22 protein-coding genes are annotated in these 24,530 nt (G+C 65.8%); 14 read left to right on the plus strand and 8 right to left on the minus strand.

Going from position 1 to position 24,530, the window contains the following annotated elements; all coding sequences use genetic code 11:
* Positions 1 to 30: 30 nt before the first annotated feature.
* The 3 genes from Mspo_RS02440 to recA form a co-directional block, all read right to left on the minus strand.
* Complete coding sequence (locus Mspo_RS02440; protein ID WP_159726460.1) at positions 31 to 1,305, minus strand: cyclic nucleotide-gated ion channel; 1,275 nt, start codon at positions 1,303 to 1,305, stop codon at positions 31 to 33.
* Positions 1,302 to 3,968 carry an alanine--tRNA ligase gene (alaS, locus tag Mspo_RS02445; RefSeq protein ID WP_159726462.1) on the minus strand — a complete coding sequence of 889 codons (2,667 nt, stop codon included), beginning with the start codon at positions 3,966 to 3,968 and terminating at the stop codon, positions 1,302 to 1,304. The genes Mspo_RS02440 and alaS overlap by 4 nt, the downstream gene beginning before the upstream one ends.
* A 336-nt stretch (positions 3,969 to 4,304) precedes the next feature.
* Entirely contained in the window at positions 4,305 to 5,384 is a 1,080-nt protein-coding gene (gene recA, locus Mspo_RS02450; RefSeq protein ID WP_159726464.1) for a recombinase RecA, read from the minus strand.
* A 346-nt stretch (positions 5,385 to 5,730) separates the two neighbouring features.
* Here recA and pyrE point away from each other — a divergent pair, with 346 nt between their 5' ends.
* Both pyrE and Mspo_RS02460 read left to right on the plus strand, forming a co-directional pair.
* The gene (gene pyrE, locus Mspo_RS02455; RefSeq protein WP_159726466.1) at positions 5,731 to 6,336 is read left to right on the plus strand and encodes an orotate phosphoribosyltransferase; all 606 of its coding nucleotides are present in this window, start codon (positions 5,731 to 5,733) and stop codon (positions 6,334 to 6,336) included.
* Positions 6,337 to 6,347: 11 nt separating this feature from the next.
* Positions 6,348 to 6,677, plus strand: coding sequence for a cytochrome c (locus tag Mspo_RS02460; RefSeq protein WP_159726468.1), 330 nt, complete (start codon positions 6,348 to 6,350; stop codon positions 6,675 to 6,677).
* 54 nt (positions 6,678 to 6,731) lie between these two features.
* Here Mspo_RS02460 and lysM read toward each other — a convergent pair whose 3' ends face one another.
* Complete coding sequence (lysM, locus tag Mspo_RS02465; protein ID WP_159726470.1) at positions 6,732 to 7,229, minus strand: peptidoglycan-binding protein LysM; 498 nt, start codon at positions 7,227 to 7,229, stop codon at positions 6,732 to 6,734.
* Between the two features lie 366 nt (positions 7,230 to 7,595).
* Here lysM and Mspo_RS02470 point away from each other — a divergent pair, with 366 nt between their 5' ends.
* The 3 genes from Mspo_RS02470 to Mspo_RS02480 all read left to right on the plus strand — a co-directional run bounded on the left by Mspo_RS02470 (position 7,596) and on the right by Mspo_RS02480 (position 10,274).
* The gene (locus Mspo_RS02470) at positions 7,596 to 8,099 is read left to right on the plus strand and encodes a DUF2165 family protein (RefSeq protein WP_159726472.1); all 504 of its coding nucleotides are present in this window, start codon (positions 7,596 to 7,598) and stop codon (positions 8,097 to 8,099) included.
* A gap of 121 nt (positions 8,100 to 8,220) precedes the next feature.
* On the plus strand, positions 8,221 to 9,534 hold the full coding sequence (locus Mspo_RS02475) for a cytochrome-c peroxidase (RefSeq protein WP_201281608.1): 1,314 nt from the start codon (positions 8,221 to 8,223) through the stop codon (positions 9,532 to 9,534).
* A 305-nt stretch (positions 9,535 to 9,839) separates the two neighbouring features.
* Positions 9,840 to 10,274, plus strand: a complete 435-nt coding sequence (locus tag Mspo_RS02480; RefSeq protein ID WP_159726474.1) for a heme-binding protein — start codon at positions 9,840 to 9,842, stop codon at positions 10,272 to 10,274.
* Here Mspo_RS02480 and Mspo_RS02485 read toward each other — a convergent pair.
* Together Mspo_RS02485 and Mspo_RS02490 are read right to left on the minus strand one after the other, a co-directional pair.
* Positions 10,240 to 10,884: a GDSL-type esterase/lipase family protein gene (locus Mspo_RS02485; protein ID WP_159726476.1), complete on the minus strand. Its 645-nt coding sequence runs from the start codon at positions 10,882 to 10,884 to the stop codon at positions 10,240 to 10,242. The two genes, Mspo_RS02480 and Mspo_RS02485, sit on opposite strands and share 35 nt — an antisense overlap.
* Positions 10,881 to 11,585, minus strand: coding sequence for an RluA family pseudouridine synthase (locus Mspo_RS02490; protein WP_159726478.1), 705 nt, complete (start codon positions 11,583 to 11,585; stop codon positions 10,881 to 10,883). Before Mspo_RS02490 ends, Mspo_RS02485 begins: the two co-directional genes overlap by 4 nt.
* 156 nt (positions 11,586 to 11,741) lie before the next feature.
* Here Mspo_RS02490 and Mspo_RS02495 point away from each other — a divergent pair, with 156 nt between their 5' ends.
* The gene (locus Mspo_RS02495; RefSeq protein WP_159726480.1) at positions 11,742 to 11,921 is read left to right on the plus strand and encodes a hypothetical protein; all 180 of its coding nucleotides are present in this window, start codon (positions 11,742 to 11,744) and stop codon (positions 11,919 to 11,921) included.
* Between the two features lie 86 nt (positions 11,922 to 12,007).
* On the opposite strand, the gene Mspo_RS02500 is transcribed toward Mspo_RS02495, so the two are convergent.
* Entirely contained in the window at positions 12,008 to 13,126 is a 1,119-nt protein-coding gene (locus tag Mspo_RS02500) for a HupE/UreJ family protein (protein ID WP_244613063.1), read from the minus strand.
* A gap of 171 nt (positions 13,127 to 13,297) precedes the next feature.
* On the opposite strand from Mspo_RS02500, the gene nikR reads away from it, so the two are divergent.
* From nikR to Mspo_RS02515, 3 genes are all read left to right on the plus strand, one after another.
* Positions 13,298 to 13,756, plus strand: a complete 459-nt coding sequence (gene nikR / locus Mspo_RS02505) for a nickel-responsive transcriptional regulator NikR (RefSeq protein WP_159726482.1) — start codon at positions 13,298 to 13,300, stop codon at positions 13,754 to 13,756.
* A 114-nt stretch (positions 13,757 to 13,870) separates the two neighbouring features.
* Positions 13,871 to 16,135 carry a TonB-dependent receptor gene (locus Mspo_RS02510; RefSeq protein WP_159726484.1) on the plus strand — a complete coding sequence of 755 codons (2,265 nt, stop codon included), beginning with the start codon at positions 13,871 to 13,873 and terminating at the stop codon, positions 16,133 to 16,135.
* 172 nt (positions 16,136 to 16,307) lie between these two features.
* On the plus strand, positions 16,308 to 17,480 hold the full coding sequence (locus Mspo_RS02515; RefSeq protein ID WP_159726486.1) for a DUF2235 domain-containing protein: 1,173 nt from the start codon (positions 16,308 to 16,310) through the stop codon (positions 17,478 to 17,480).
* Positions 17,481 to 17,493: 13 nt separating this feature from the next.
* Here the strand turns inward: Mspo_RS02515 and Mspo_RS02520 are convergent, their stop codons facing one another.
* A complete protein-coding gene (locus Mspo_RS02520) occupies positions 17,494 to 17,736 on the minus strand; it encodes a BrnA antitoxin family protein (protein ID WP_244613065.1) in 243 nt (80 codons plus the stop codon).
* A 179-nt stretch (positions 17,737 to 17,915) separates the two neighbouring features.
* On the opposite strand from Mspo_RS02520, the gene dnaG reads away from it, so the two are divergent.
* The 5 genes from dnaG (at position 17,916) to Mspo_RS02545 (ending at position 24,512) form a co-directional block, all read left to right on the plus strand.
* Entirely contained in the window at positions 17,916 to 19,829 is a 1,914-nt protein-coding gene (gene dnaG, locus Mspo_RS02525) for a DNA primase (protein ID WP_159726488.1), read from the plus strand.
* A 222-nt stretch (positions 19,830 to 20,051) separates the two neighbouring features.
* A complete protein-coding gene (gene rpoD, locus Mspo_RS02530; RefSeq protein WP_159726490.1) occupies positions 20,052 to 22,058 on the plus strand; it encodes an RNA polymerase sigma factor RpoD in 2,007 nt (668 codons plus the stop codon).
* Between the two features lie 10 nt (positions 22,059 to 22,068).
* A complete protein-coding gene (locus Mspo_RS02535) occupies positions 22,069 to 22,335 on the plus strand; it encodes a DUF4160 domain-containing protein (RefSeq protein ID WP_159726492.1) in 267 nt (88 codons plus the stop codon).
* Complete coding sequence (locus tag Mspo_RS02540) at positions 22,325 to 22,597, plus strand: DUF2442 domain-containing protein (protein ID WP_159726494.1); 273 nt, start codon at positions 22,325 to 22,327, stop codon at positions 22,595 to 22,597. The genes Mspo_RS02535 and Mspo_RS02540 overlap by 11 nt, the downstream gene beginning before the upstream one ends.
* Before the next feature lie 43 nt (positions 22,598 to 22,640).
* A complete protein-coding gene (locus Mspo_RS02545; protein ID WP_159726496.1) occupies positions 22,641 to 24,512 on the plus strand; it encodes an Eco57I restriction-modification methylase domain-containing protein in 1,872 nt (623 codons plus the stop codon).
* The last annotated feature ends 18 nt before the right edge of the window (positions 24,513 to 24,530 follow it).

Consider the following 24,530-nt stretch of genomic DNA (forward strand, 5'->3'; position numbering starts at 1 on the left):
TACTCGATCTAAGATTCGCGCTCTGGCTTGTCAGGGGGCGTCCGCGCGCGGCGGAATGTCGCGCGGATCGATCTCCGCCTCAATCAGATCGCCCTCGCGCAGATCGCCCTCTCGCAGATCGCCCTCGCGGATCGCGGGACGAAATTCGGACCGTTTCGCCGCGACCGCCTCTATATGGCGTCCGATCTCCGGATTGCGCTGCGTGAAAACATGGAGGTCGAAGGCGTCGAGGATCAGCAGCTTGGTCGGCGTCGCCGCCCGCACATTGGCGGTGCGCCGCGTCTTGCGCAAGAGCGCGATCTCGCCGAAAAATTGCCCCTCGCCGAGCCGCACGGGGCCGTCCGGCAGCTCGACCTCCACCTCGCCCGCGGCGATGAAATACATGGAATGGGCGGGCTCTCCCCGCCGCACGATGAGCGCGCCGGCCGGCAGCGATTGGGCGCGCAGATAGCGCATGATCTCTGCGATCGCCGAGGCGTCGAGCGTCGAAAACAGCGGCGCCTTGGCGACCATGCTCCAGGTGACGACGAATTCGCGGCGATGGATCTCCTCCGCAAAGGCGGTGGCGACGATGCCGACGGGCAGGCCGAGCATGACGAAGCCCATGACCATGGAGATCGCCGCGATCACGCGGCCGGCCGCCGTATGCGGCACCACATCGCCATAGCCGACCGTCGCGATCGTCTGGATCGCCCACCACATGGAGGCGGGAATGGAGCGGAAGGCCTCCGGCTGCGCGTCATGCTCGACGACATGCATGGCGGTCGCCATGAACAGCACGACGCCGAACAGCACGATGCCGGAGGCGGCGAGCGCCTTGCGCTCCGTCTCCAGCACGGCGAAGATCGAGCGTATGCCGGGCGAATAGCGCGCGAGCTTGAAGAAGCGCGCGAGGCGCAGGAACAGGAGGATGCGCAAATCCGCCGCGCCGACGACAGAGAGATAGAACGGCAGAATGGCGACGAGATCGATGATCGCGGACGCCGAGACGACGAAGGCGAGGCGCGCCTGCGCCGGCCGCATGGCGGCGTAGAGCGTATGGTCTGGAGCGCTCCATATGCGCAGCGCATATTCGACGCTGAAGGCGGCGATGGCGACATATTCGACGGCGCGGAAGATCGCGCCGTAACGCGCCGCATGGTCGGGATCGGATTCGAGGATCACCGCGGCGACGGAGAGGATGACGAGCGCGACGAGCCCGCCATGGACGTTTCTCGCGGCGCGATCGCCGACTCCGCCGCTGTCGAGAAGAAAATGAACGCGGCGGCGGAGTCGAATGAGCGGCGAGGGCGCGTCGTCTCTCACTGCGCCGCCTTGAGGCGCAGCGTCTCCTCGACCGCCGCGAGGGCGGCTTCGAGCGCGGAAGCGTCTGGCCCGCCGGCCTGGGCGAGATCGGGCCGGCCGCCGCCGCCCTTGCCGCCGAGCTTCTCGCTGGCGACGCGCACCAGATCGATGGCGCTTAAGCGGGAGGTGAGATCGGCGGTGACGCCGACGACGATTCCCGCCTTGCCGTCGGCCGAGGCGTTGGCGATGGCGACGACGCCGGAGCCGAGCGTCTTCTTGGCGTCGTCGACGAGGGACTTCAAATCCTTGGCGTCTATGCCCGCAACCGCTTTGGAAAAGAGCTTCACGCCGGCGACGTCGCGGACCGGGGCCGCTTCGCCATTGCCGCCGCCGCCCATGGCGAGCTTGCGCTTGGCCTCGGCGAGCTCGCGCTCCAATTGCTTGCGCTCCTCGAGAAGCGTCGCGAGCCGCGCCGGCGCTTCGTCCACCGGCGCGCGCACGAGCGCGGCGATCTCGCGCAGCGCCTTCGACTCGCCGACGAGCTGCGCGCGCGCCTCCTCCGCCGTCTTCGCCTCGATGCGGCGCACGCCGGAGGCGACCGCGCCCTGCGAGACGATGCTGATGAGGCCGATGTCGCCGGTGCGGCGCACATGCGTGCCGCCGCAGAGCTCGACGGAAAAGGCGTGGTCGGCGTCGACGGGCGCGTGGCCCATGGCGACGACGCGGACCTCGTCGCCATATTTCTCGCCGAACAGCGCGCGGGCGCCGGAGCGGATGGCTTCGTCCTGGGTCATCAGCCGCGTGTCCACGGGCGCATTGTCCTGCACGACCTCGTTGGCGATCTGCTCGACGGCGGCGATTTCTTCTTCGGTCAAGGGCTTGGGATGGGTGAAGTCGAAGCGCAGCCGGTCCGGCGCGACGAGCGAGCCTTTTTGCGCGACATGATCGCCGAGCACGCGGCGCAGCGCCTCATGGAGAATATGCGTCGCGGAATGGTTGGCGCGGACCGCATTGCGGCGGGCGTGATCGACCTCGAGCTCGAGCGCGAGGCCGGGAACGAGCGCGCCTTCCTCGACGACGCCCTCATGGACGAAGAGGCCGCCCACTTTCTTTTGCGTATTGGCGACTCGAAAACGGACGCCCTTGGCGCGCATCACGCCGATATCGCCGATCTGCCCGCCGGATTCGGCGTAGAAAGGCGTCTGATTGAGGAGGATCGCGCCGCGCGCGCCGGCCTCGAGCCGAAAGGTCTCCGCGCCCTCGTGGATCAACGCGACGATCTGGCCCTCGGCCTTCTCCGTCTCATAGCCTAGGAACTCGGTCGCGCCGAGACGCTCCTCGAGCGCGAACCAGACGGCCTCGGTCGCCGTCTCGCCCGAGCCGGCCCAGGCCTTGCGGGCCTCGGCGCGCTGGCGCTCCATGGCTTTTTCGAAGGCGGGCTTGTCGACGACGATCCCACGCGGGCGCAGCGCATCCTCTGTGAGATCGAGCGGAAAGCCATAAGTGTCGTAGAGCTTGAAGGCGGTGTCGCCGGAAAAGCTGGCGCCGGCGGCGAGGGAGGCGCTCTCCTCGTCGAGAATGGCGAGGCCGCGCGCGAGCGTCTGGCGGAAGCGCGTCTCCTCGGTCAGCAGAGTGTCGCGAATGAGGCTCTCGGCGCGGGCGAGCTCGGGATAAGCGAGGCTCATTTCGGAGACGAGCTCGCCGACGAGGCGATGCATCAGCGGTTCGGCGGCGCCGAGCAGCTGCGCATGGCGCATGGCGCGGCGCATGATCCGGCGCAGCACATAGCCGCGACCTTCATTGGACGGCGTGACGCCGTCGGCGACGAGAAAGGCCGAAGCGCGCAAATGATCGGCGATGACGCGATGGCTCGCGGCCTGCGGGCCGGCGGGATCGACGCTGGTCGCATCCGCAACGGCGCCGATGAGGCGGCGGAAGAGATCGATGTCGAATACGGAATGAACGCCCTGCAGCAGAGCGGCGATCCGCTCGAGCCCCATTCCGGTGTCGATCGACGGGCGCGGCAGCGGCGCGCGCTCGCCCGGCGCCGTCTGGTCATATTGCATGAAGACGAGGTTCCAGAATTCCAGGAACCGGTCGCCATCCTCGTCGGCGCTGCCGGGCGGGCCGCCGGCTACGCTCTCGCCCTGGTCGAAAAAGATTTCGGAACAGGGTCCGCAGGGACCGACGTCGCCCATGCTCCAGAAATTATCGGCGGTCGGGATGCGGATGATGCGATCGTCGGAAATGCCGGCGATCTTTTTCCACAGAGAATAGGCCTCGTCGTCGTCGTGATAGACGGTGACGAGCAGGCGATCGCGCGGCAAAGCGAGCTCGCGGGAGACGAAGGTCCAGGCGAGCTCGATCGCGCCTTCCTTGAAATAATCGCCGAAGGAGAAATTGCCGAGCATTTCGAAGAAGGTCAGATGGCGCGCCGTATAGCCGACATTGTCGAGATCATTGTGCTTGCCGCCGGCGCGCATGCATTTCTGCGCCGTGGTGGCGCGCGCGTAATGGCGCTTCTCGAAGCCGGTGAAGACATTTTTGAACTGGACCATGCCGGCGTTGGTGAACATCAGCGTGGGGTCGTTCTGCGGGACGAGCGGCGAGGATGCGACCTTCTCGTGGCCATTGCGCGAGAAATAGTCGAGGAAGCTCGTTCGTATCTGGTTGACGCCACTCATATCGGTTCTTGTCGCCCGCTGGTTCGGCTGCGTAGCCTCTCGATGCGCCCTCGGCCGTAACCGTCGCTGGGTATGAGGAAAAGGCCCGGCGCGAACCGAGCCCTTCTAGAGCATTTGCCGGCGAAGTGGAACAGCGCGCGCGGGATGAGTAACGGGGCAATCGGATAAAAGCCGGAAAGGCGGCTCTCCCCTCCCCTTCAGGGGGAGGGTCGGACGGCGAAGCCGTCCGGGGTGGGTAAGTCCCCGAGACTCGGGGCGTCATCCCCTCCCGAGCGCCTTCGGCGCTCGACCTCCCCCCTCTAGGGGGAGGTGGAAACGCTATGCGCCGCGAGCCTCCTATTCTTCTCCGCCCTCGCCGTCCTCCTCGCCCGCCGCGTCGAGGATGCGCTCGGCGATGAGGCCCGAATTCTCGCGGATCGCCTGCTCGATCCGCTCGGCGACCGCTTTGTTCTGCTTGAGAAAGGTCTTGGCGTTCTCGCGACCCTGGCCGAGACGCTGGCTGTCGTGGGAGAACCAGGCCCCGGATTTCTCGACGACGCCGGCCTTGACGCCGAGATCGATGAGCTCGCCGACCTTGGAGACGCCCTCGCCATACATGATGTCGAACTCGACCTGCTTGAAAGGCGGCGCGACCTTGTTCTTGACCACCTTCACCCGGGTCTGATTGCCGGTCACCTCGTCACGGTCCTTGATGGAGCCGATGCGGCGGATGTCGAGCCGCACGGATGCGTAGAACTTCAAGGCGTTGCCGCCCGTCGTCGTCTCCGGCGAGCCATACATCACGCCGATCTTCATGCGGATCTGATTGATGAAGATGACGAGCGTGTTGGAGCGGGAAATAGAGGCGGTGAGCTTGCGCAGCGCCTGGCTCATCAGCCGCGCTTGCAGTCCGGGCTGCACCTCGCCCATCTCGCCCTCGATCTCGGCGCGCGGCGTCAGCGCGGCGACCGAATCGATGATGAGCACGTCCACCGCGCCGGAGCGCACCAGAGTGTCGGTGATCTCCAGCGCCTGCTCGCCCGTGTCGGGCTGGGAGATGAGCAGCTCCTCGAGATTGACGCCGAGCTTGCGGGCGTAGACCGGATCGAGCGCATGTTCGGCGTCGACGAAGGCGCAGACGCCGCCCTTCTTCTGCGCCTCGGCGATCACATGCAGCGCCAGCGTGGTCTTGCCCGAGGATTCCGGCCCGTAGATTTCCACGATGCGGCCGCGCGGCATGCCGCCGACGCCGAGCGCTATGTCGAGCCCGAGCGAGCCGGTGGAGATCGTCTCGATCTCGACGGCTTTCTGATTCTTGCCGAGCCGCATGATCGAGCCTTTGCCGAAGGCCCGCTCGATCTGCGACAAAGCGGCGTCCAGCGCCTTGGTCTTGTCCACGGAGGTTCCTTCCACGAGGCGGAGATTGGCTTGGCTCACGGCGATGATTCCTTCTGGCACGGGTCGGGCGGCAGGCGCAACGCGAGATGCGGCCCCAGGAGCGAGAGAGCGGCGAAAGAGCGGCGAAAGACTTGTGAGGATCGGATCGGTATCGGACGCGAAGATCGATGGGCGAATTGTATCGCATTTGTTCTCTTCGCCAAGTTCTTTTTTTGTTCCGCGCGGATTTTTCCGAGGGACCCCGCGCCGGCGCGGGACTCGGCGCTGGACACCGGCGCGGGACAGGGGGAAGGAACCGGCTTGAACTCCGGGAGTTCCTCGGCGTAAGGGACCGGGGCCGGCTCCCGGCGTTTTTCTTCTTTCGACAGCGGAGTTTCGACAGCACATGAGCGATCCGGCCGAAGCGCGCGCCGCCTCCCGTCCCGACGCGGTCCTCGATCCCGCCGATCCGCGCTGGGCGCGGCTGCATCGGCTGATCGACACCCATTCGCTGCTGCGCGGCGATTTCACGCTCTCCTCGGGCCGCAAGAGCAATTATCTCTTCCAGCTCCGCCAGACGACCATGCTGCCCGAGGGCGCGCATCTCATCGCCGACATCGTCGTGGACTATATGAAGGCGCAGGCCATTGCGGGCGTCGGCGGCCTCGCGGTGGGGGCGGTGCCCATGGTGGCGGCGATCGCGGCGGTGAGCTTCTCCAAGGGCGCTCCGGTCGAGGCCTTCTTCGTGCGCAAGGAGGCCAAGGGCCATGGCGCGAAGGAGCGCATAGACGGCTATGTGCCCGAGACGGGCGCGGCGCTCATCGTGGACGATGTGGCGACGACGGGCGGCTCCATATTGGAGGCCGTCGCCGGCATGAGGGAGGAGCATCCGCAAGCGAGCGCGACGCGCGCGCTGGTCGTCGTCGACCGCGAGGAAGGGGCGGCGGAAAAGCTCGCCGAAAAGGGTATAGAGCTGGTGTCGATCTTCAAACGCTCCGATTTCACGATCTGAGGGAGAAGGGCATGAAATTCGCGACGCCGATGTTTCTCATCGCCATCATCGGCGCCGCGGCGGCGCCTGCGGCCGCGCAATCGACCGATCCCGCGGCCGGCCGACGCCTCGCCGCCTCGCTCTGCGTCGAATGCCACCGCATAGACGAGAAGACGCCCGCCAAGGACGAAGCCTCCAAGGCGCCGAGCTTCGTCGATGTGGCGCGCCTGCCCTCGACGACAGAGCTCGCGATCAAGGTCTTCCTGCGCAGCTCGCATCGGCAGATGCCCGATTTCATCCTGACGCCGTACGAGATCGATTCGCTTTCCGCCTATATCGTCGGCCTTACGCCGAAGCAGTGACAGACCGGCCGCTTCGCGCGGCTCCCTCGAGAAGCCGCGCGAAGCGACCCGGCCTTACGCCTTGGCCTGGCCGGCCGCGCCTTCCGCCTTGGGAATGCGCAGCACCTGGCCGGGATAGATCTTGTCGGGATCGGAGAGCAACGGCCGGTTGGCGGCGAAAATCTCCTCGTATTTTCCGCCCTTGCCCTGGCCATATTGCGTCTCGGCGATCTTCCACAGCGTGTCGCCCTGACGCACCTTGTAGAAGAGCGACTCCGTCTCCTGCTTGCCGACGATGATATTGCTCTCGACCTGAGAGACGCCCTTGGTGTTGCCCACGGCGAGCACGATCTTCTCGGCGTCGCTGGTGGAGGCGGCCTTGCCGCCGAGCTTCACCTTGTCGCCCTCGACCGAAATCTCGATCTTGGAGGCGTCGAGACCCTTCTTCTCGATCTCCTTCTTCAATTCGTCGGCGGGAGCGGCCGCGCTGTCGGTCGCGCCCTTGGGCGAAGGCGCGTCCTTGGCGATCGGCTCGCCGCTCTTCGAGTGGTTCCAGAAATTGAAGAGACCCATTGCTTCGACCTCCTTCGCGATCAGACATGAACGCGAGCGCCGCGAGACGACGCCGCGCGGCGTTACATGGGGCGCAACATGGGGCGCGCCATGCTCAGGCGTTTCGATCGCGAGGGAGACCACGGCGGCCGCAGGCGCGCGACCCATGGATCGCAATGCGGAGAAAGCGCGCCGCGGGCGCGTCCGAGACGATGATCAGCGCGCCGCCGAGAAGGACGCGCCGGCGAGAAGGACGAGCAAAGCGACAGCGAAAAATTTCTGCGCGAGCGTCGCGATCACGGGCCGACCCCACTCGTAAGCGTCACGGCCGTGACATAGATCGAGCTTGGGATCGAGCTTGGGATCGAGCTTGGGAAGGAAGCACGCATGATCGTCCGCGCCGCCAAGATTTTGCTCGCCGCCTGCGCCGGCCTGCTCGGCCTCGTCAGCGGGCTCGGCAATATTTTCGACTATGACACGAATTTCGAGGTCGTTCGCCATGTCGCCTCCATGGACACGACCCATGCCTCCGCCGCTCTGATGAGCCGCGCCATCCTCTCCGACATGCTCTATCGGCTGATCTACGCCGCCATCATCGCGACGGAGCTCGCCTATGGCGCGCTCTGCATCTATGGCGCGCTGCGGCTTTTTGGCGCACGCCGGGACGATGCGGCGACTTTCGACGCGGCGAAGCAATTCGCCATAGGCGGGCTCGCGCTCGGCTTCGCGCTCTATTTTTTCGGCTTCATGATCGTCGGCGGAGAATGGTTCCAGATGTGGCGTTCCGCGGATTGGAACTTCCAGCAGCCGGCCTTTCGATTCATCGGCTCCCTCGGCTTCATCCTCGTCTTCGTCGCCCTGCCGGAGCCCGCTCGCGACAAGCGCGCCTGAGGCGACGACGCGCATTGTTTGGAACCTATCCAATTCATGGAGTTTGACGGGATTATCGCTCCTTCACTAGATTTCGCGCCTCGCTCATTCGGAGGGCCTGCTCTCTCGATTGGAGTCTCTCATGGCGCTCGTGGAGGATTTATTGGCGCACGCGAAGAATGTCCTGGCGCCCACGATCCGATCGCGCCTCTCGATCTTGTCGCGCGCGTTTTTCTTTCTCCTCGCCGCCGCGGCGCCGGCCGCGGGTCTCGAAACCGTGACGAGCGACGCGCGGAATGCGGACGACGCCGGCCTCTCGCCGCGCGAGCTGCTGGGCAAGAGGATTTTCGAGGATAAGCGCCTCTCCGAGCCAGCCGGCGTCGCCTGCGCCTCCTGTCACGATCCGTCCAAGGCCTTTCAAGGCAATAATGGCTCGCCCATCGCCGCTCTCGCGCGCGGCAGCCGGCCGGATGCGCTCGGAACGCGCAAGACGCCATCGCTCGCCTATGTCTCCTTCAGCCCGCGCTTTCACTTCATGAAGAAGAAGGACGAGGCGACCGGCGAGACGAAGCCCGTTCCCGTCGGCGGGCAATTCTGGGACGGACGCGCGGACGATCTCGTCACGCAGGTCGAAGGGCCGCTGCTCAATCCGCGCGAGATGAACAATCCGTCCAAGGCGGCCGTCGTCGAGAAGATCAAAACGGGCGTCTACGCCGATCTCGCGCGGCGTGTCTATGGCGAGAGGATATTCGAGAGCGATTCCGCTTTCGAGAGACTGGCGCGCGCGGTCGCGGCCTATGAGAGCTCGAAGCGGTTCCATCCCTTCTCGTCGAAATTCGACGATTTTTTGCGCGGGCGCGAGAGACTGACGGCGCAAGAGGCGCAGGGCTTCGCGCTGTTCAAGGACAAGAAGAAAGGCAATTGCATCGCCTGCCATGTCGGCGAGGAGAAGTCGCGCCGCCCACAGGACTGGCTCTTCACCGATTTCAGCTATGACGCGCTGGGCGCGCCGCGCAATTCCGCGATCCCCGATAATAAGGACCCCGCTCACATCGATCTCGGCCTATGCGTGCGCGACGGCCTCGCCAAGGTCGCGCCCGAGGGCTTCGATGTCGAGAGCCTCTGCGGGCAGTTCAAGGCGCCGACGCTGCGCAATATCGCCGTGACGGGGCCGTATCTGCACAATGGCGTCTTCACGACTCTGCGCGACGTCGTCGCCTTCTATGCGACGCGCGACACCGATCCTTCGCGCTGGTATCCGAAGAAGGACAGCGCGACCGCGAAATACGACGATCTGCCGGAAAAGTTCCGCCACAATGTGAATGTCGAGGAAGTCCCCTATGATCGTAAGCCAGGCGAGACGCCGCGGCTCGACGATGCGGAGATCGACGCGATCGTCGCCTTTCTGCACACGCTGAGCGATCGCGCCGCGCCATTGCCCAAGGCCGAGAAATAGCGCCGCCTTCGCCGCGAAAAGGACATGAGCATCGGGCCGGATGGCGCCTCTTTGAGTCTTTCCGTGTTTCATTGAAACACGGAAAGACTCTGGGCTTTTGTCTCGACGCGTTTCCGACCAGCCGCCGCCGATCGCGCAGAGGTGACGCGCCTTGCCGACAGCGAGATTTTCGCGCCTAAGCGAAAATATCTCGCTATTGCGCTGTATCTACGCGAACTGCCGTTCGCGGCGACCCCTTGAAAGCGCCTTCGACGCAGCCATTTGAGGGGTGTCGAAGCGCTCGCTCGCCGAGGAGGTCTCTTCCCATGCATGTCAATATCGCCGCGGCGGAAGCCGCGATCACCGCCGCTCGCAGACGCGCCGCCGAGCTCGGCACGAAAATGTGCGTCGCCGTCGTCGATTCCGGCGCCGATCTCAAGGCCTTCTATCGCATGGACGACGCTTGGGTCGGCAGCATCGACATTGCGATCAAGAAGGCGAAAACGGCGGTCTTCTTCGGCATGCCGACCGGGGAGATCGGCAAATTGTCGCAGCCGGGCGGCCCGCTCTTCGGCATCGAGCATTCCAATGACGGGCTCATCACTTTCCCCGGCGGCCTGCCCATCGTGGATGAAGACGGCGTGCTCGTCGGCGCGATCGGCGTGAGCGGCAGCTCGGTGGAGAACGACCACGCCGTCGCCAAGGCCGGCGTCGCCGTCGTCGGCGTCAGCGATCTGCCGGCGCATCCCTGGCGGACATGAGCGAGACGCCGTCGAGCCACGCCTCCCAGGCCGGCGCCGCGCCGATGAAATCGGCCAGCGCCTCATAGCCGCCGCGATTGGGGTGGGCGCCGTCGCCGGCCTCCGCCTCCCGCCGAAAGACCGCGCAACCCGCGATGAAACAGCGCGTCTCGACATAAGGAATGCGCAGCTCGGCGCAGAGGCCGCGCATTTCGTCGCAGAGTCGATCGATGCGCGCTTCGACGCGCGCCTCGCCCGGCAAAAAGGGTCCGACCATCAGAACCGGCGCGCGCAACGCCGCTCCACGCAGAATGGTCGCGGCGGCCGCGCGCGTCGCCTCGAGCGAGATGCGCGCACATCCCGCCTCGTCCTCGGCGCAATCATTGGCGCCGAAGGAAAACAGCAAACGCGCGTCGCAATTGTCGGGCAGGCGGCGACGCGCCTCCTCCTCCCAACGCGCGGCGATGTCGAGGCTCGTGTCGCGACGAACGCCGAGATTGTAGCTGGTGACGTCCCGACCCGCGCGCCGCGCGCGCGAGACGAGCCGGCCGACCCAGCCGAGGCCGTCGTCGTCGCCCGTTCCGTTGACGAAACTATCGCCGAAAAAGCAGATGCGAAGCGGCCCGGTCATTCATCCTCGCCGCTCCAGCCGCAGAGGGCGAGCGCCGCGAGCATGTGTGAAGGCGCGGGGGCGCGGACGGCGACGCGCTCCTTGTTCTCGCGCATCGGTATGTCGATCGCGCGCGCGTGAAGATGCAGCGGCGGCGCGCCCTCGCGCTTGCCATGGCCATAGACCGGATCGCCGAGAATCGGCCAGCCCATCGCTTGGGCGTGGACGCGCAGCTGATGCGTGCGGCCCGTATGCGGCCGCAGCTCGACAAAGGCGAGGTCCCTGCCCTCGGCGTCGCGGCCGCGGCCCATGACGCGCCAATCCGTCTGCGCCGGCAGGCCCAGCGGATCGGGCCGCATCCACCAGCCGCGCGAGGAATCGAGCCGGCCGAGCGCCATGTCGATATGGCCTTCCTCCGCCTGCGGCGCGCCTTCGACGACCGCCCAATAGGTTTTTTTCATGCGCCCGTCGCGGAACAGCTTGCCCAGCCGCTCCAGCGCCTTGCGATGGCGGCCGAGCACGAGGCAGCCCGAGGTGTCGCGATCGAGCCGATGAGCGAGCGCCGGCGGGCGCGGCAGTCCGAAACGCAGCGCGTCGAAATGCTCCTCGAGATTCTCGCCGCCCTTGGGGCCGCGATGCACGGGAAGGCCCGCCGGCTTGTCGACGACGAGCATCAGCCCGTCCCTATAGAGGAGGCGCGAGACGAGTTCGTCCGGTGTCATTGCGTCACCTTACGCGAAATTTGCGGCGATTTCGCCCGCCTCGGCGCCTTCGGCCCTTGCCGCCGCTATTGGCGCGCTAGCTAGAGACTGGCGGAACCGGCCCTTCTCGCAGGGCTCGCGATACAGACCGCGCGATACAGACCGATGGAGAGAACCATGGCCGAAGACCAAGTCGACCGCATGCTGACGCGAAACGCCTATATTTTCGGGGGAGTGGGAGCCGTGCTCGGCGCGGTGACGGGAGCCGGCGTCGTGGGCTTTCCCGCCGCCATCGGGGCGGTGATCATCGGCGCCCTGCTCGGAGCAATTCTCGGGTCCTTCATCGTCACCAAATGATGTCGTGACGCAGTGACGACGTCGCCGAGCAATTCGCTCGGACGGGGCGCGGCCATCGCCGCGGCCACGCCCCGCCGCGGCGCACGTCAGGCCGAACGGCCGACATGCGCCAGCACGAAAGCCAGCACGCCGAGACGCTCCAGCAGCCAATAGGCGCCGAGCAGCGCGATGACCGCCGAGAGAGAGTAGACGAGCCGCGCGCTGCGCTTGCCGTGGGTCTGCTTGTCGATGAAGAGAAGCAGCGGCACGAAGACGAGCACGATCGCCACCTGGCCGAGCTCGACGCCTATGTTGAAGGAGGCGAGCGCCGGCAGCACGGCGCCCGACGGCACGCCGAGCTCCTTCAGGCCGCTGGCGAAGCCGAAACCGTGAACGAAGCCGAAGAGAAACGTGTCGCGCCAGCGTCCGTCGACGCGGCGCGAGAAGAAATTCTCGACCGCGACATAGACGATCGAAGCGGCGATCGCCGCCTCCACCCATTGCGAGGGCAGCGTGACGATATCGAGCGCGGCGAGCGACAGAGTGACCGAATGGGAGACGGTGAAGGCGGTGACGATCTTCACCACCGGCCAGACGCGCGTCGCCCACAGCAGAATGGCGATCAGAAAGGAGATGTGGTCATAGCCGGTGAGAATATGCTCGACGCCGGCCTGGGTGAATTTCCACATCAGCTGCCAGACGGTCTCCAGCGGCTTTGAAAGGTCGAGCGGCGGATCGGCGGGATAGAGCATGGTCTCGCCGGCGTTCGCGCCGCTGAGCGTGACGAGATGCTTGGCCTTGGCGCCGGCCGCCTTCAGCAGCTTGGCGGCGTCATAGAAGATCTGGCCGGGGACGCTCGCGCAATCGAACTTCAGCTTCACCAATGCGCTGTCGGCATTGGTCGGATCCTCGCCCGCATATTCGACATGGCCGGCGCAGGCGTGTCCCTCCGCGTCATGCATGGAGACGCGGCGCTGGATCAGCTTTCCGATCTCGGTCTCCAGCACGCCCGGCTGGGAAAGATCGGCCCCGGCGCGCTCCGTCATCGTCTCCGCGAAGATGCGCTCGAGATCGGTCGCCAGAAAGCCGACGTCGACCCGATAGCCATGGTCCTTGTCCGGCGCGATCCTGGCCGTCGAAATATCGGCCGTATGGGCGAAGGCCGGCGCGGCGAATGCGAGCAAAGCGGCGACGACGATCGGCAAGCGCTTCAACGACCAACTCATTTTCGCGGACTCCGGCAAAGCCTAAGGGACAGGCCGCGCACAATGCCCGACGCCGTGAAAATGGACAAGGCGCCCGCCGTCGGTCGCGGCCGCGATTGCGGCGCCGCGTTCGGATAGGTAAAAACAAGGACATGCGGCAGAGCCTGGACGACGGCGCGGGGGGCGTTCCATATGCAGCGTGTGACCATGACCATCGACGACGATCTCATGGCCGCTCTCGACCGATATATGGAGGCCGGAGGGCATCAGAATCGATCCGAGGCGGTGCGCGATCTCGTGCGCGCGGGCCTTTCGAAACAGCCGAAAAGCGACGACGGCGACCGCCATTGCATCGGCGCGCTCGTCTATCTCTACGATCACGAGACGCGGCAATTGTCGAAGCGGCTGACGCACGACCATCACAGCCACGCCGATCTCTCCATCGCCGCTCTGCATGTGCATGTGGACGCGGAGACCTGTCTCGAGGTCTCGCTGCTGCGCGGCCGCAAATCGGAGGTCGAGCATTTCGCGCGGCATGTGATCGGCGAGCGCGGCGTGCGTTACGGCCAGCTCGTCGTCGCGCCGGCGGAGGCGCATTCCGTCGACCAGGGGCCGGAGGGCCGGCCTCGTCATAGCCACAGCCACGACTGACGCGGCTGTGACCAAATTGTGACGCCCGCGGCAATTCCGCGGAGCGCCTTCTTGACCGGCGCCGCCACCGTATGATCGAATAAGAAAAAAAACATACCGGGCCTCGGGGGAAGCATGAACAGCCGGCGTCGCGCGGGATGGTCCGCATTGGTCTTGACCGCCGCCTTTTGGAGCGGCGGGAGCGTCGCTCAGGAAGCTCTTCCCGATATCGACGTCGGAGCCGCGGACGGCGGCTCGGGCGCCTCGACAGCGGCTCCGGCGAAGGCGGAGGGCGGCGTTCCGATCACGGCGTCGAGCCAGAAGCTGCTGACCGGCGCGCAGGTCAACGCCATTCCTTTCTCGCGCCCGGGCGAGGCGCTGGAAGTCGTTCCCGGCCTCGTCGTCACCCAGCACAGCGGCGAGGGCAAGGCCAATCAATACATGCTGCGCGGCTTTCAGCTCGATCACGGCGCCGATCTGGCGCTGACCCTCGACGGCATGCCGATCAACATGCGCACCCATGGCCATGGCCAGGGCTACGCCGACGCCAATTTCCTCATTCCGGAGCTCTTGTCCTCGGTCTTCGTCCGCAAGGGCCCTTATTTCGCCGACCGGGGCGATTTCGCCTCCGCCGGCGCCGTCGACATGCAATATATCGACAAGGTCGACACGGGGCTCTTCTCGGCGACCGGCGGCAGCTTCGCCTATGGCCGCCTGCTCGGAATGAAATCCTTCGAGACGAATGGCGGCAATCTGCTCGCCGCGGTCGAATCCAACATCTACAGCGGTCCCTGGACGCGGCCGGACGAGGTGCGCAAGATCAACTCCGTCCTGCGCTGGTCGCGCGGCACGCAGCAGGATGGCGTCTCCATCACCGCAATGGCCTACGCCAATCGCTGGTATTCGACCGATCAGATCCCCGAGCGCGCCGTCTATGGCGGCGTCATTCCGCTCTGGGGCAATATAGACCGCACCGACGGCGGCGACGTGTCGCGCTTCAGCCTCTCGGGGCGCTGGAGCCAGACGGAGGGCGCGCATTCGACGCGCGTCGAAGCCTTCGCCATCCGCTCGACGCTCGATCTCTACAACAACTTCAGCTATTTCCTCGCGCAGCCCGACATCGGCGACCAGTTCCGCCAATTCGACCGCCGCACCGTGCTCGGCGTCAATGCGCAACATTCGGTCGAATATGACGTCGCCGGCCTTTCCTTCGAGACGCGCGTCGGATTGCAGAGCCGCTACGACAATATCCGCCTCGGCCTGCAAGACTCCTATCGTCGCCAGCCCTTTGACACTGTGAGCAATAATCAGGTCGCGGAGGGCAGCGTCGGCTTGTGGACCGATACGACGATAGGCTGGACGCCGTGGCTGCGCACCGTCGCCGGCGTGCGGCTCGATTATTACGCGGCCTCGGTCGGCGGCGTCCAAGATCCCTTCTCGGCGCCGAAGGACCCGGCGACCGGCATGCCGATCTGGACCGGCCCCTGGAACGCCGGCTCCAAGCGCGGGGGCCTCTCCAGCCCCAAAGCGGGGATTATTCTCGGCCCCTTCGCGCAGACCGAATTCTTCCTGAATTTCGGCGAGGGCTTCCATTCGACCGACGCGCGCGGAACAGTCTCCCATCTCGGCCCCGCCGACGGCTCCTTTGTCGCGTCGACTCCATTGCTCGTGAAATCACGCGGCGCCGAGATCGGCGCGCGCACGAAGATCATCGACGGGCTCGATTCGTCGGTGAGCTTCTGGTGGCTCGACTTCGATTCGGAAAATCATTTCGAGGGCGACACCGGCAGCACGGTCTTCGGGCGCCCGAGCCGCCGCTACGGCGTCGAGATCGCCAATCATTATTCGCCGACCTCCTGGCTGCATTTCGACGGCGACGTCGCTCTGACCCACGCCCGCTTTCGCGGCGTCGATCAGCTGCAGGCGCTCGCCTGGGTCGATCTGCTGCAGCCGGGCTCCTTCGAATATGGGACCTATGTCGGCAACGCGCCCGGCAATTTCATTCCGGAGGCGCCGAACATCGTGGCGACGGGCGCGATCGAGATCGGCGAGACGACCGGCTGGTTCGGCGCGCTGCGCTACCGCTACTTCGGCGCGCGGCCATTGACCGAGGACGGCGTCTTCAAATCGCCGGCGACGGGAAGCCTCAATCTGCGCATCGGCTACCGCTTCGACAATGGCTGGCGAATTCAGGCGGATGCGTTCAATGTCGCGAATTCGCGCTCGGACCAGATCACTTACGGCTATGGCTCGCTGCTGAAGACAGACGCGCTCTACGGCCTCTGCCGATCGGGAACGGCGCCGGGCAATGTCTGCGCGGTCGGCGTGATGGACCGCCATTTCAAGCCGATGGAGCCGCCGGCGGTGCGCGTCACCGTGAGCGGGCCATTGCCCTTCTGAAGCGAGCGCCGAGACCCTTCGTCTCTCGATCTGGCGTCGCGCGAGAAGCTCGGCTAGTCTTACTCTTTCGCGCGACGCATCGGACACGTCGCCTTGCCGGCCTGCGTCGCGCGACCCTTTTTCCGGGGGCGTGACCTTTCGACGCTCCGATTTTTTGCGAAAGAGACGATTAATGCCCAAGAAGCTCGTGATCTTCTGCGACGGCACCTGGAACGAGCCGACGAAGCGCGGCACCAATGTCGTCCGAATGCTGCAGGCCACCGATTTCGCCGCCGCCGACGGCAGCCCGCAGATCGCCCATTACATCGCCGGCGTCGGCACGCGCCGCGGGGACGAGAAGCTCATCGGCGGCGCTTTCGGCTTCGGCATCTCCGACAATATCAAGGACGCCTACGCCTTCATCGTCAGCAATTACGAGGTCGGCGACGAGATCTATCTCTTCGGCTTCAGCCGCGGCGCCTATACGGCGCGCAGCATCGCCGGGCTCATTCACAATCTCGGCGTTCTGCAGCGCTGGAATCTGCCGCTCGTCTCGATCGCCTATGACCATTACAAGGACAAGGCGGAGGGTTGGCGGCCCAAAGGCGAGGCCTCGTCGAAGTTCCGCGCGGAAAATTGCCACCCCTATCCGACGAAGATTCGCTTCCTCGGCGTCTGGGACACGGTGGGCGCGCTCGGCGCTCCCTATGGCGAAATTCTCGGCCGGGTGATCGACCGACTGTTCAAGACGAGCTTCCACGATGTGACGCTCAGCGAAAGCGTCGACTCCGCCTATCACGCGCTGGCGGCGGACGAGCGTCGATGGCCGTTCCGGCCGACGCCGATCGCGCTCACCGACTATCATCGCGCGCGCAATGAGAAGAACATCGCCGAAAAAGGCTTTCCGCTCTATGCGGAACGATGGTTTCCCGGCGTCCACTCCAATGTCGGCGGCGGCTATGAAGACCACGGCCTCTCCGATTACGCGCTGCGATGGATGGCCGAGCGCGCCGAGGAGAACGGCCTGAACCTCCTCGATTTCGCCGATGTGAAATTCTCGAGCGACCGGCCCTTCGCGCCCGATCCGGACGAGAAGATCGAGAACAGCCAGTCGCTGGGCTACCGGCTCGCGACGACGCTGCTCGTCAAATTGCCGGCGGCGCTCGGCCTGCCGTCCGTCTATCCCAAGGAGGATCAGCGGCTCGCCCAACACGCCACATGGGTCGGCGACTATATCAGACCGATCGGCGCGAATGACGATTTCGCCCCGGTGCGCGAGAAAGCCGAGGTCGACGGCTCCTATCGGCCGACGCAATTGAAATCTCTCTCCCGGCAGGAGACGGAAAAAGACCGCGCGCCCGCGTGAGACGCGCGCGCGATCAACGCAGGCGCTCTCTCATATAGCCGCGCAGCACGGCGTTGATGCGCCGCTGATAGCCGGGCCCCTCCTTCTTGAAGAAGTCGACGAGGTCCTGGTCGAGGCGAATGGAGATCGCCTGCTTCTTCGGCGGAACGACGACCTCGGCCTTGCTCCAGTCGATGGGCTCGAATTCCGCCCAATCGGGATCGCCCGCGGCCGCCGCGTCGATCTCGGCGTCGCTCAGGTTCTTCGGCTCTCTCACTTTGTTCGCTCTTTCGTAGACCGATAGCTCGATTGGCCGCCGTTATCCGTATATACGATCGTAGTTTTTGTCCAGTCGCCGCTCGCCCGATGGGTCTTAGTGATCGACGAGGACATTCTCCATTTTTTTGTCCCGCCGTTCCGACTAATGCTAGCTCGAACCGACCTTCACGAGCCCTGATGCGATACCCGCCCTCCTTCCTCGACGAAATCCGCGCCCGCGTCCCGGTCTCGGCGGTGGTGTCGAAGAAGGTCAAGCTCAGGAAGGAAGGGCGCGAGTGGCGGGGCCTCTCGCCGTTTCAGGCGGAGAAGACGCCCTCCTTTTACGTCAACGACCAGAAGGGCTTCTACAAGGACTTCTCCTCCGGCAAGCATGGCGACGGCTTCACCTTTCTGATGGAGACGGAGGGCCTCACCTTCCCGGAGGCCGTCGAGCGGCTCGCCGCCATGGCCGGCCTTCCCATGCCGGTCGAGACGAAAGAGGCGCGCGAGGCGGAAGAGCGCCGCGCCTCGCTCACGGAAGTGCTGGAATTGGCCGCGCAATTCTTCGAAAAGCAATTGCGCGGGCCGGCCGGCGCCGAGGCCCGCGCCTATCTCGCCCGCCGCGAGCTCGGCGAAAAGGCGCAGGCGGAGTTCCGTCTGGGCTTCGCGCCGCCCGAGCGCTATGCGCTGCGCGACCATCTCGCCGGCAAGGGCGCGAGCGTCGCCACGATGATCGAGGCGGGGCTGCTCGTCCATGGCGAGGACATTGCGGTTCCCTACGACCGCTTTCGCAACCGGATCATCTTTCCGATCTGCGACCGCTCCGGCCGCGTCATCGCCTTCGGCGGGCGGGCGATGGAGAAGGACGCCAAGGCCAAATATCTCAATTCGCCGGAGACCCCGCTCTTTCACAAGGGCGCGACGCTCTACAATCTGCACAACGCCCGCAAAGCCGCGCATGAGGCGGGCAATATCATCGCCGTCGAGGGCTATGTCGACGTCATCGCCATGACCGCGGCGGGCTTTGCGCAGACGGTGGCGCCGCTCGGCACGGCGCTCACCGCGGAGCAATGCAATCTGCTCTGGGCCCAGGCCGAGGAGCCCATTCTCTGCTTCGACGGCGACAAGGCCGGCCGCAACGCGGCCTTTCGGGCGATCGACACGGCGCTGCCGCTGATCGGCCCCGGCCGCAGCCTGCGCTTCGCCTTGCTGCCGGAGGGGCAGGACCCGGACGAGCTCTATCGCTCGGCCGGCCCCTCGGCCGTGGCCGCGGCGGTGGCGGCGGCGCGCCCGCTGGTCGATCTGCTCTGGGCGCGAGAGACCGAGGGCGTCCCGCTCGACACGCCGGAGCGTCGCGCCGCGCTCGAGCGCCGTCTCGCCGAGCTCGCCCGCGCCATCGCCGACGAGACGCTGCGCCGGCACTATCAGCGAGAATTCGCCGGCCGCTGCGCCGCCCTTTTCGGCCGCGCCCGGTTCCATTCGCCCCGTCGGCCGGAGGGACGCGGCGGCGGCGGCGCGCAACGCTTCCGTCGCGACATAGCGTCCTCGCGCGGCCCGCTGACGATCGGCTCCGCCCTCGCCAATTCGCCGCTCTATCGTGGCACGGCGCCGGCGATCGCCCCGCGAGAGGCGCTCATCCTGCTGATTTTGATGAATCATCCAGAGCTCGTCGCCGCCCATCTCGAGGCCGTGACGGCGCTCGACTTCGCCTCCGCCGAGGCCGAGGCGCTGCGCGCCGTGCTAGTGCGCAGCCTCGCCGACGGCGCGACCGCGCGCGAAGAATTCGCTCGCGCCGCCGCGGCGGCCGGGCTAGAAGCATTTTGCGAGAAATTGACGGGGATGGCGGCCCATGCGACGATTTGGAGCGTCCGCGCCGAGGCGGCCCCGGCGGACGCCGCGGAAAGCCTGCGCCAAGCTCTCGTGTTGCAACATCGCGTGCGCGCATTAGATAAAGAGCTGCGGAAAATCGAGGCGAGGCTGGCGACCGCCCCCAACGATCAGGATTCCGCGCGATTAAGCGATATTCAAGCGCAATTGAACGCGCTCGATGGAACCGAAGCCGCTCTCGACGGGTTCGGTTCCCAGTCGGGCCGTTCGCCGAGAAGCCTTTGACCCGCAAGCCGTACGGCCGGCGAGCCAAAGCTCTACGAGTTTGGTTAGGCCGACGTTAAGCCCTGACCGCGACTGTGGGGCGGGGCGAATCGGGCGCGCCCGGCTTGTCTTGCGACTGTCGCTGTGGTTTTCGTTAAAATGCGGCAAAGCGGAAAAGTGAACGATCTCGGCGCGGCGCAGCCTTCGCTTTGAAGGCGGCGGAGGCGGGGCTTGGAGCGAAGAATGGCGAAAAAGGACGACGAGAAAGTCGAAAACGAGGGCGCGGTGGCGGTGGAAACCGCCGACGGTCCTCTGCTCGACCTGAACGACGCCGCCGTCAAGCGGATGATCAAGCTCGCCAAGAAGCGCGGCTTCGTCACTTACACCGAGCTCAACGCCGTGCTGCCGTCCGAGGAGGTCTCCTCGGACCAGATCGAGGACGTCTATGCGATGCTCCAGGAGATGGGCATCACCGTTTCCGAGGGGGACGACCCCGACGACGCCGAGGGCGAGGAGCAGGCGGAGGAGGAGGAGGCCGAGAGCGGCGAGCTCGTCGAATCGCCCCGCTCGACCGCCGTCGCCACGCGCAGCTCGGAGCCCGCCGACCGCACCGACGATCCCGTCCGCATGTATCTGCGCGAGATGGGCTCGGTCGAGCTTCTGTCGCGCGAGGGCGAGATCGCCATCGCCAAGCGCATCGAGGCGGGGCGCGAGGCGATGATCGCCGGCCTCTGCGAGAGCCCGCTCACCTTCCAGGCCATCATCATCTGGCGCGAGGAGCTCGAGGCCGGCAAGGTTCTGCTGCGCGACATCATCGACCTCGAGGCGACCTACGCCGGGCCGGAAGGCAAGAACGCCAAGTCGCCGGCCGCGCCGCCGGAGCTCGCGCCGGCCACCGCGCCGCGCACGCCGCCGGCCGCGCTCGGCGAAGCCGGCGCGCCGCCCGAGGAGGCCTTCGAGGAGGAGGACGACCTCGAAAACTCCGTCTCGCTCTCGGCCATGGAGACCGAGCTCAAGCCCAAAGTGCTCGAGACCTTCGCCCGCGTCGCCGACGCTTATAAGAAGCTGCGCCGGCTGCAGGACCAGAATGTCGAGAACAAGCTCAAGAACGAGACGCTGACGCCGGCGCAGGAGCGCAAATACAAGCAGCTCAAGAAAGAGATCGTCACCGATGTGAAGTCTCTCTCCCTGAACCAGAACCGCATCGAGGCGCTGGTCGAGCAGCTCTACGACATCAACAAGCGCCTCGTCGGCTATGAGCGCAAGCTGTTCCTGCTCGCCGACGCGCAGGGCGTCGGGCGCGAGGACTTCATCGACAAGTTCCAGGGCTCCGAGCTCGATCCCAAATGGATCAACCGCGTGTCCAAGCTCGGCTCGCGCGGCTGGAAGGAGTTCGTCGCCAACGAGAAGGACAGGATCAAGGATCTGCGCGGCGAGATTCACGCGCTCGCCACCGAGACGGGCCTCGAGATCGCCGAGTTCCGCAAGATCGTCCATATGGTGCAGAAGGGCGAGCGCGAGGCGCGCCAGGCCAAGAAGGAGATGGTCGAGGCGAATTTGCGCCTCGTGATCTCCATCGCCAAGAAATACACCAATTGCGGCCTGCAGTTCCTCGACCTCATCCAGGAAGGCAATATCGGCCTGATGAAGGCGGTCGATAAGTTCGAGTATCGGCGCGGCTACAAATTCTCGACCTACGCCACCTGGTGGATACGGCAGGCGATCACCCGCTCGATCGCCGATCAGGCGCGCACCATCCGCATTCCGGTGCATATGATCGAGACGATCAACAAGATCGTGCGCACCTCGCGCCAGATGCTGCATGAGATCGGCCGCGAGCCGACGCCGGAGGAGCTCTCCGAGAAGCTCGCCATGCCGCTCGAGAAAGTGCGCAAGGTCTTGAAGATCGCCAAGGAGCCGATCAGCCTCGAGACGCCGATCGGCGACGAGGAGGACAGCCATCTCGGCGATTTCATCGAGGACAAGAATGCGGTGCTGCCGATCGAGGCGGCGATCCAGTCGAATCTGCGCGAGACGACGACGCGGGTGCTCGCCTCGCTGACGCCGCGCGAGGAGCGCGTGCTGCGCATGCGCTTCGGCATCGGCATGAACACCGACCATACGCTCGAGGAGGTCGGCCAGCAATTCTCGGTGACGCGCGAGCGCATCCGCCAGATCGAGGCCAAGGCGCTGAGGAAGCTGAAGCACCCCTCGCGCTCGCGGAAGCTGAGGAGCTTCCTGGACAATTGAGCCTGCGGCGATGCCGACGATCGCTTCGTTCTACGGCATCGCCATTCGGATGTACCTCAAAGATCATGCTCCGCCGCTTTTCCATGCGATCTATGGCGACCACGAAGCGCAGGGCGCCATCGGAACCGGGGATATAGTAAAAGGCGAATTGCCCGCGACGGCCTCGCGGCTCGTCCGGGAGTGGACGAAATTGAATCGCGAAGCGCTCGAGGCGAACTGGCGTCGCCGCGAGACGGGTCTGCCGCTGGAGCAAATCGATGGGCTCGATGCTGAATAAGGTCGTTCAGATCGCGGCGGTGGGCCATTATTGCCTCGCAGTCCGTTTTCAGGATGGCGCTTCGGGCCTCCACGACTGCTCCGCGCTCATTCGTGAAGAAGGCCCGATGGCCGTCCCCCTGCGCGACCCCGAATTCTTTGCGAGCGTCCGGCTCGAGGACGGCGCGCCGACATGGCCGAACGGCTACGACATGTGCCCGGACTGGCTGCGGATGGAAATGGAAGCCGTCGGCGAATCGTCGGGGCCGCTCGCAGCGGAATAGTCAGTCGCGGCTGTAGACAACGACAGTCGGCGCATTCTCGTTCATGAATGAATCATTCTCGCAAGGACGACTTTCCGACCGGCGCAAGCGCCATGGCGTCGTCTACACGCCCGCGCCAATCGCCCGCTTTCTCGTCGCGCGCACCATCGCGCTCTCGCTCGACGAGCGACGCGCAGCTCTCGCCGCGCAGCATGACGGATGCGAGACGCGCGCTTTCGGCCTCGCATGGCTCGCCTGCCTGCGGTCCTTCGCCATTGTCGATCCCGCCTGCGGCGAGGGCGCGCTGCTCGAAGCCGCCTTCGACGAAATGGCGCGGCGCTATGAAGAGGCGGCGCGCCTGCTGAACGCGCTCGGCGCGACGATCGCCATCGATGCGGCGCGCGAGACGATCGCCAATAATCTCTTCGGCGTCGATATCGATCCGCGAGCGATCGCGGCCGCGCGCCACGCGCTCTCGCTCCGAGCGGTCGCATCGACGAGGGAACCCGAAGGCGCGCGGTCCGGGCCCGCATTCGCCTTGAATCTGCGAACGGGCGACAGCCTCGTCGACGATCCCACGGCGAGCGCGCTCGCCTTCGACTGGCGCGTCGCTTTTCCGGACATATTCGCGCGCGGCGGCTTCGATGTCGTCATCGGCAATCCGCCCTATGTGCGCATGGAATATCTCAAAGCGGCGAAGCCTCGGCTCGCCGCGCATTACGCCGTCGCCGCCGACCGCGCCGATCTCTACGCCTATTTCTTCGAGAAAGGCGTGCGACTGCTGAGAGACGGCGGCAGGCTGGGCTTCATCTCCTCGTCCAGCTTCTTTCGCACCGGCGCCGGCGCGGCCTTGCGGCGCTTCCTCACGGCCAATACGACGATCGAGAGCGTCGTCGATTTCGGCGATCTGCGCGTCTTCGACGGCGTCGTCACCTATCCGGCGATCGTGACCTCGAGGAAGGGCGCGGAGGGCGGCGACGTTTCCTTTCTGCTGCTGAAGGATCGCGCGCCGAAGAACCTCGAGACGGCCTTCGCGCAAAGCGCGAGACGCATGCCGCAGGCTCGGCTTCGCGCCGCCTTCTGGCGCTTCGAGGAGGAGGCGCTGGCGCTTCTGCGCGACAAGATCGTCCATGGCCGCAGCACGATCCGCGAGGTCTATGGATCGCCCCTATGGGGGATCAAGACCGGATTGAACGAGGCTTTCGTCCTCGATCGGGCGACCCGCGACGCGCTCGTCGCCGCCGATCCGCGGAGCGCCGAGATTTTGAAGCCTTATTCGCGCGGCGCGAGCATCGGGCGCTGGCGGGCGACATGCGAAGACTGGCTCGTCGATACGCCGAAAGGCTGTCTCGACATCGCCGATTATCCGGCGGCGGAAGCCTGGCTCGCGCCATTGCGCGAGCGGCTCGAGCGGCGCGCCACGCGACAAGGATGGTTCGAGCTGCAACAGGCTCAGCTCGCCTATCGCGCCCGCTTCTCGGCGCCGAAGATCGTCTTTCCGGACATTTCCCAGGGGCCGAAATTCGCGCTCGACGACAGCGGCGGCCTGATCGACGCGACCGCCTTCTGCCTGCCCTGCGCCGATCTCGCGCTGCTCGCTTTTCTCAATTCGCGCCTCGCCTGGTTCGTGCTCCATTCCGTGTCCAATCCGCTGCGCGGCGGCAAATGGCGGCTGCGGCTGAAGGCGCAATATCTGGAACCGCTGCCGCTTCCCGACTTCGATCGGCGGTCGGCGGAACGGCTCGCCGCGCTCGCGCGCGCCAATTGCGAGGCGGCGCGGCGGCGTCACGAAACCGGCGACGCGATCGAAGCGGCGCGTCTCTCGGCGGCGATCGAGGCGGGCGAGCGCGCGATCGACGCCATCGTCTACGGGCTCTTTCGCCTTTCGCGGGAGGAGATCGACCTTCTCGAAGCCTCGCTCGCCGGCCAATATTGACACGCGAAATCTCGAGCG

The organism is Methylosinus sp. Ce-a6, assembly GCF_009811655.1.
Classification (GTDB): domain Bacteria; phylum Pseudomonadota; class Alphaproteobacteria; order Rhizobiales; family Beijerinckiaceae; genus Methylosinus.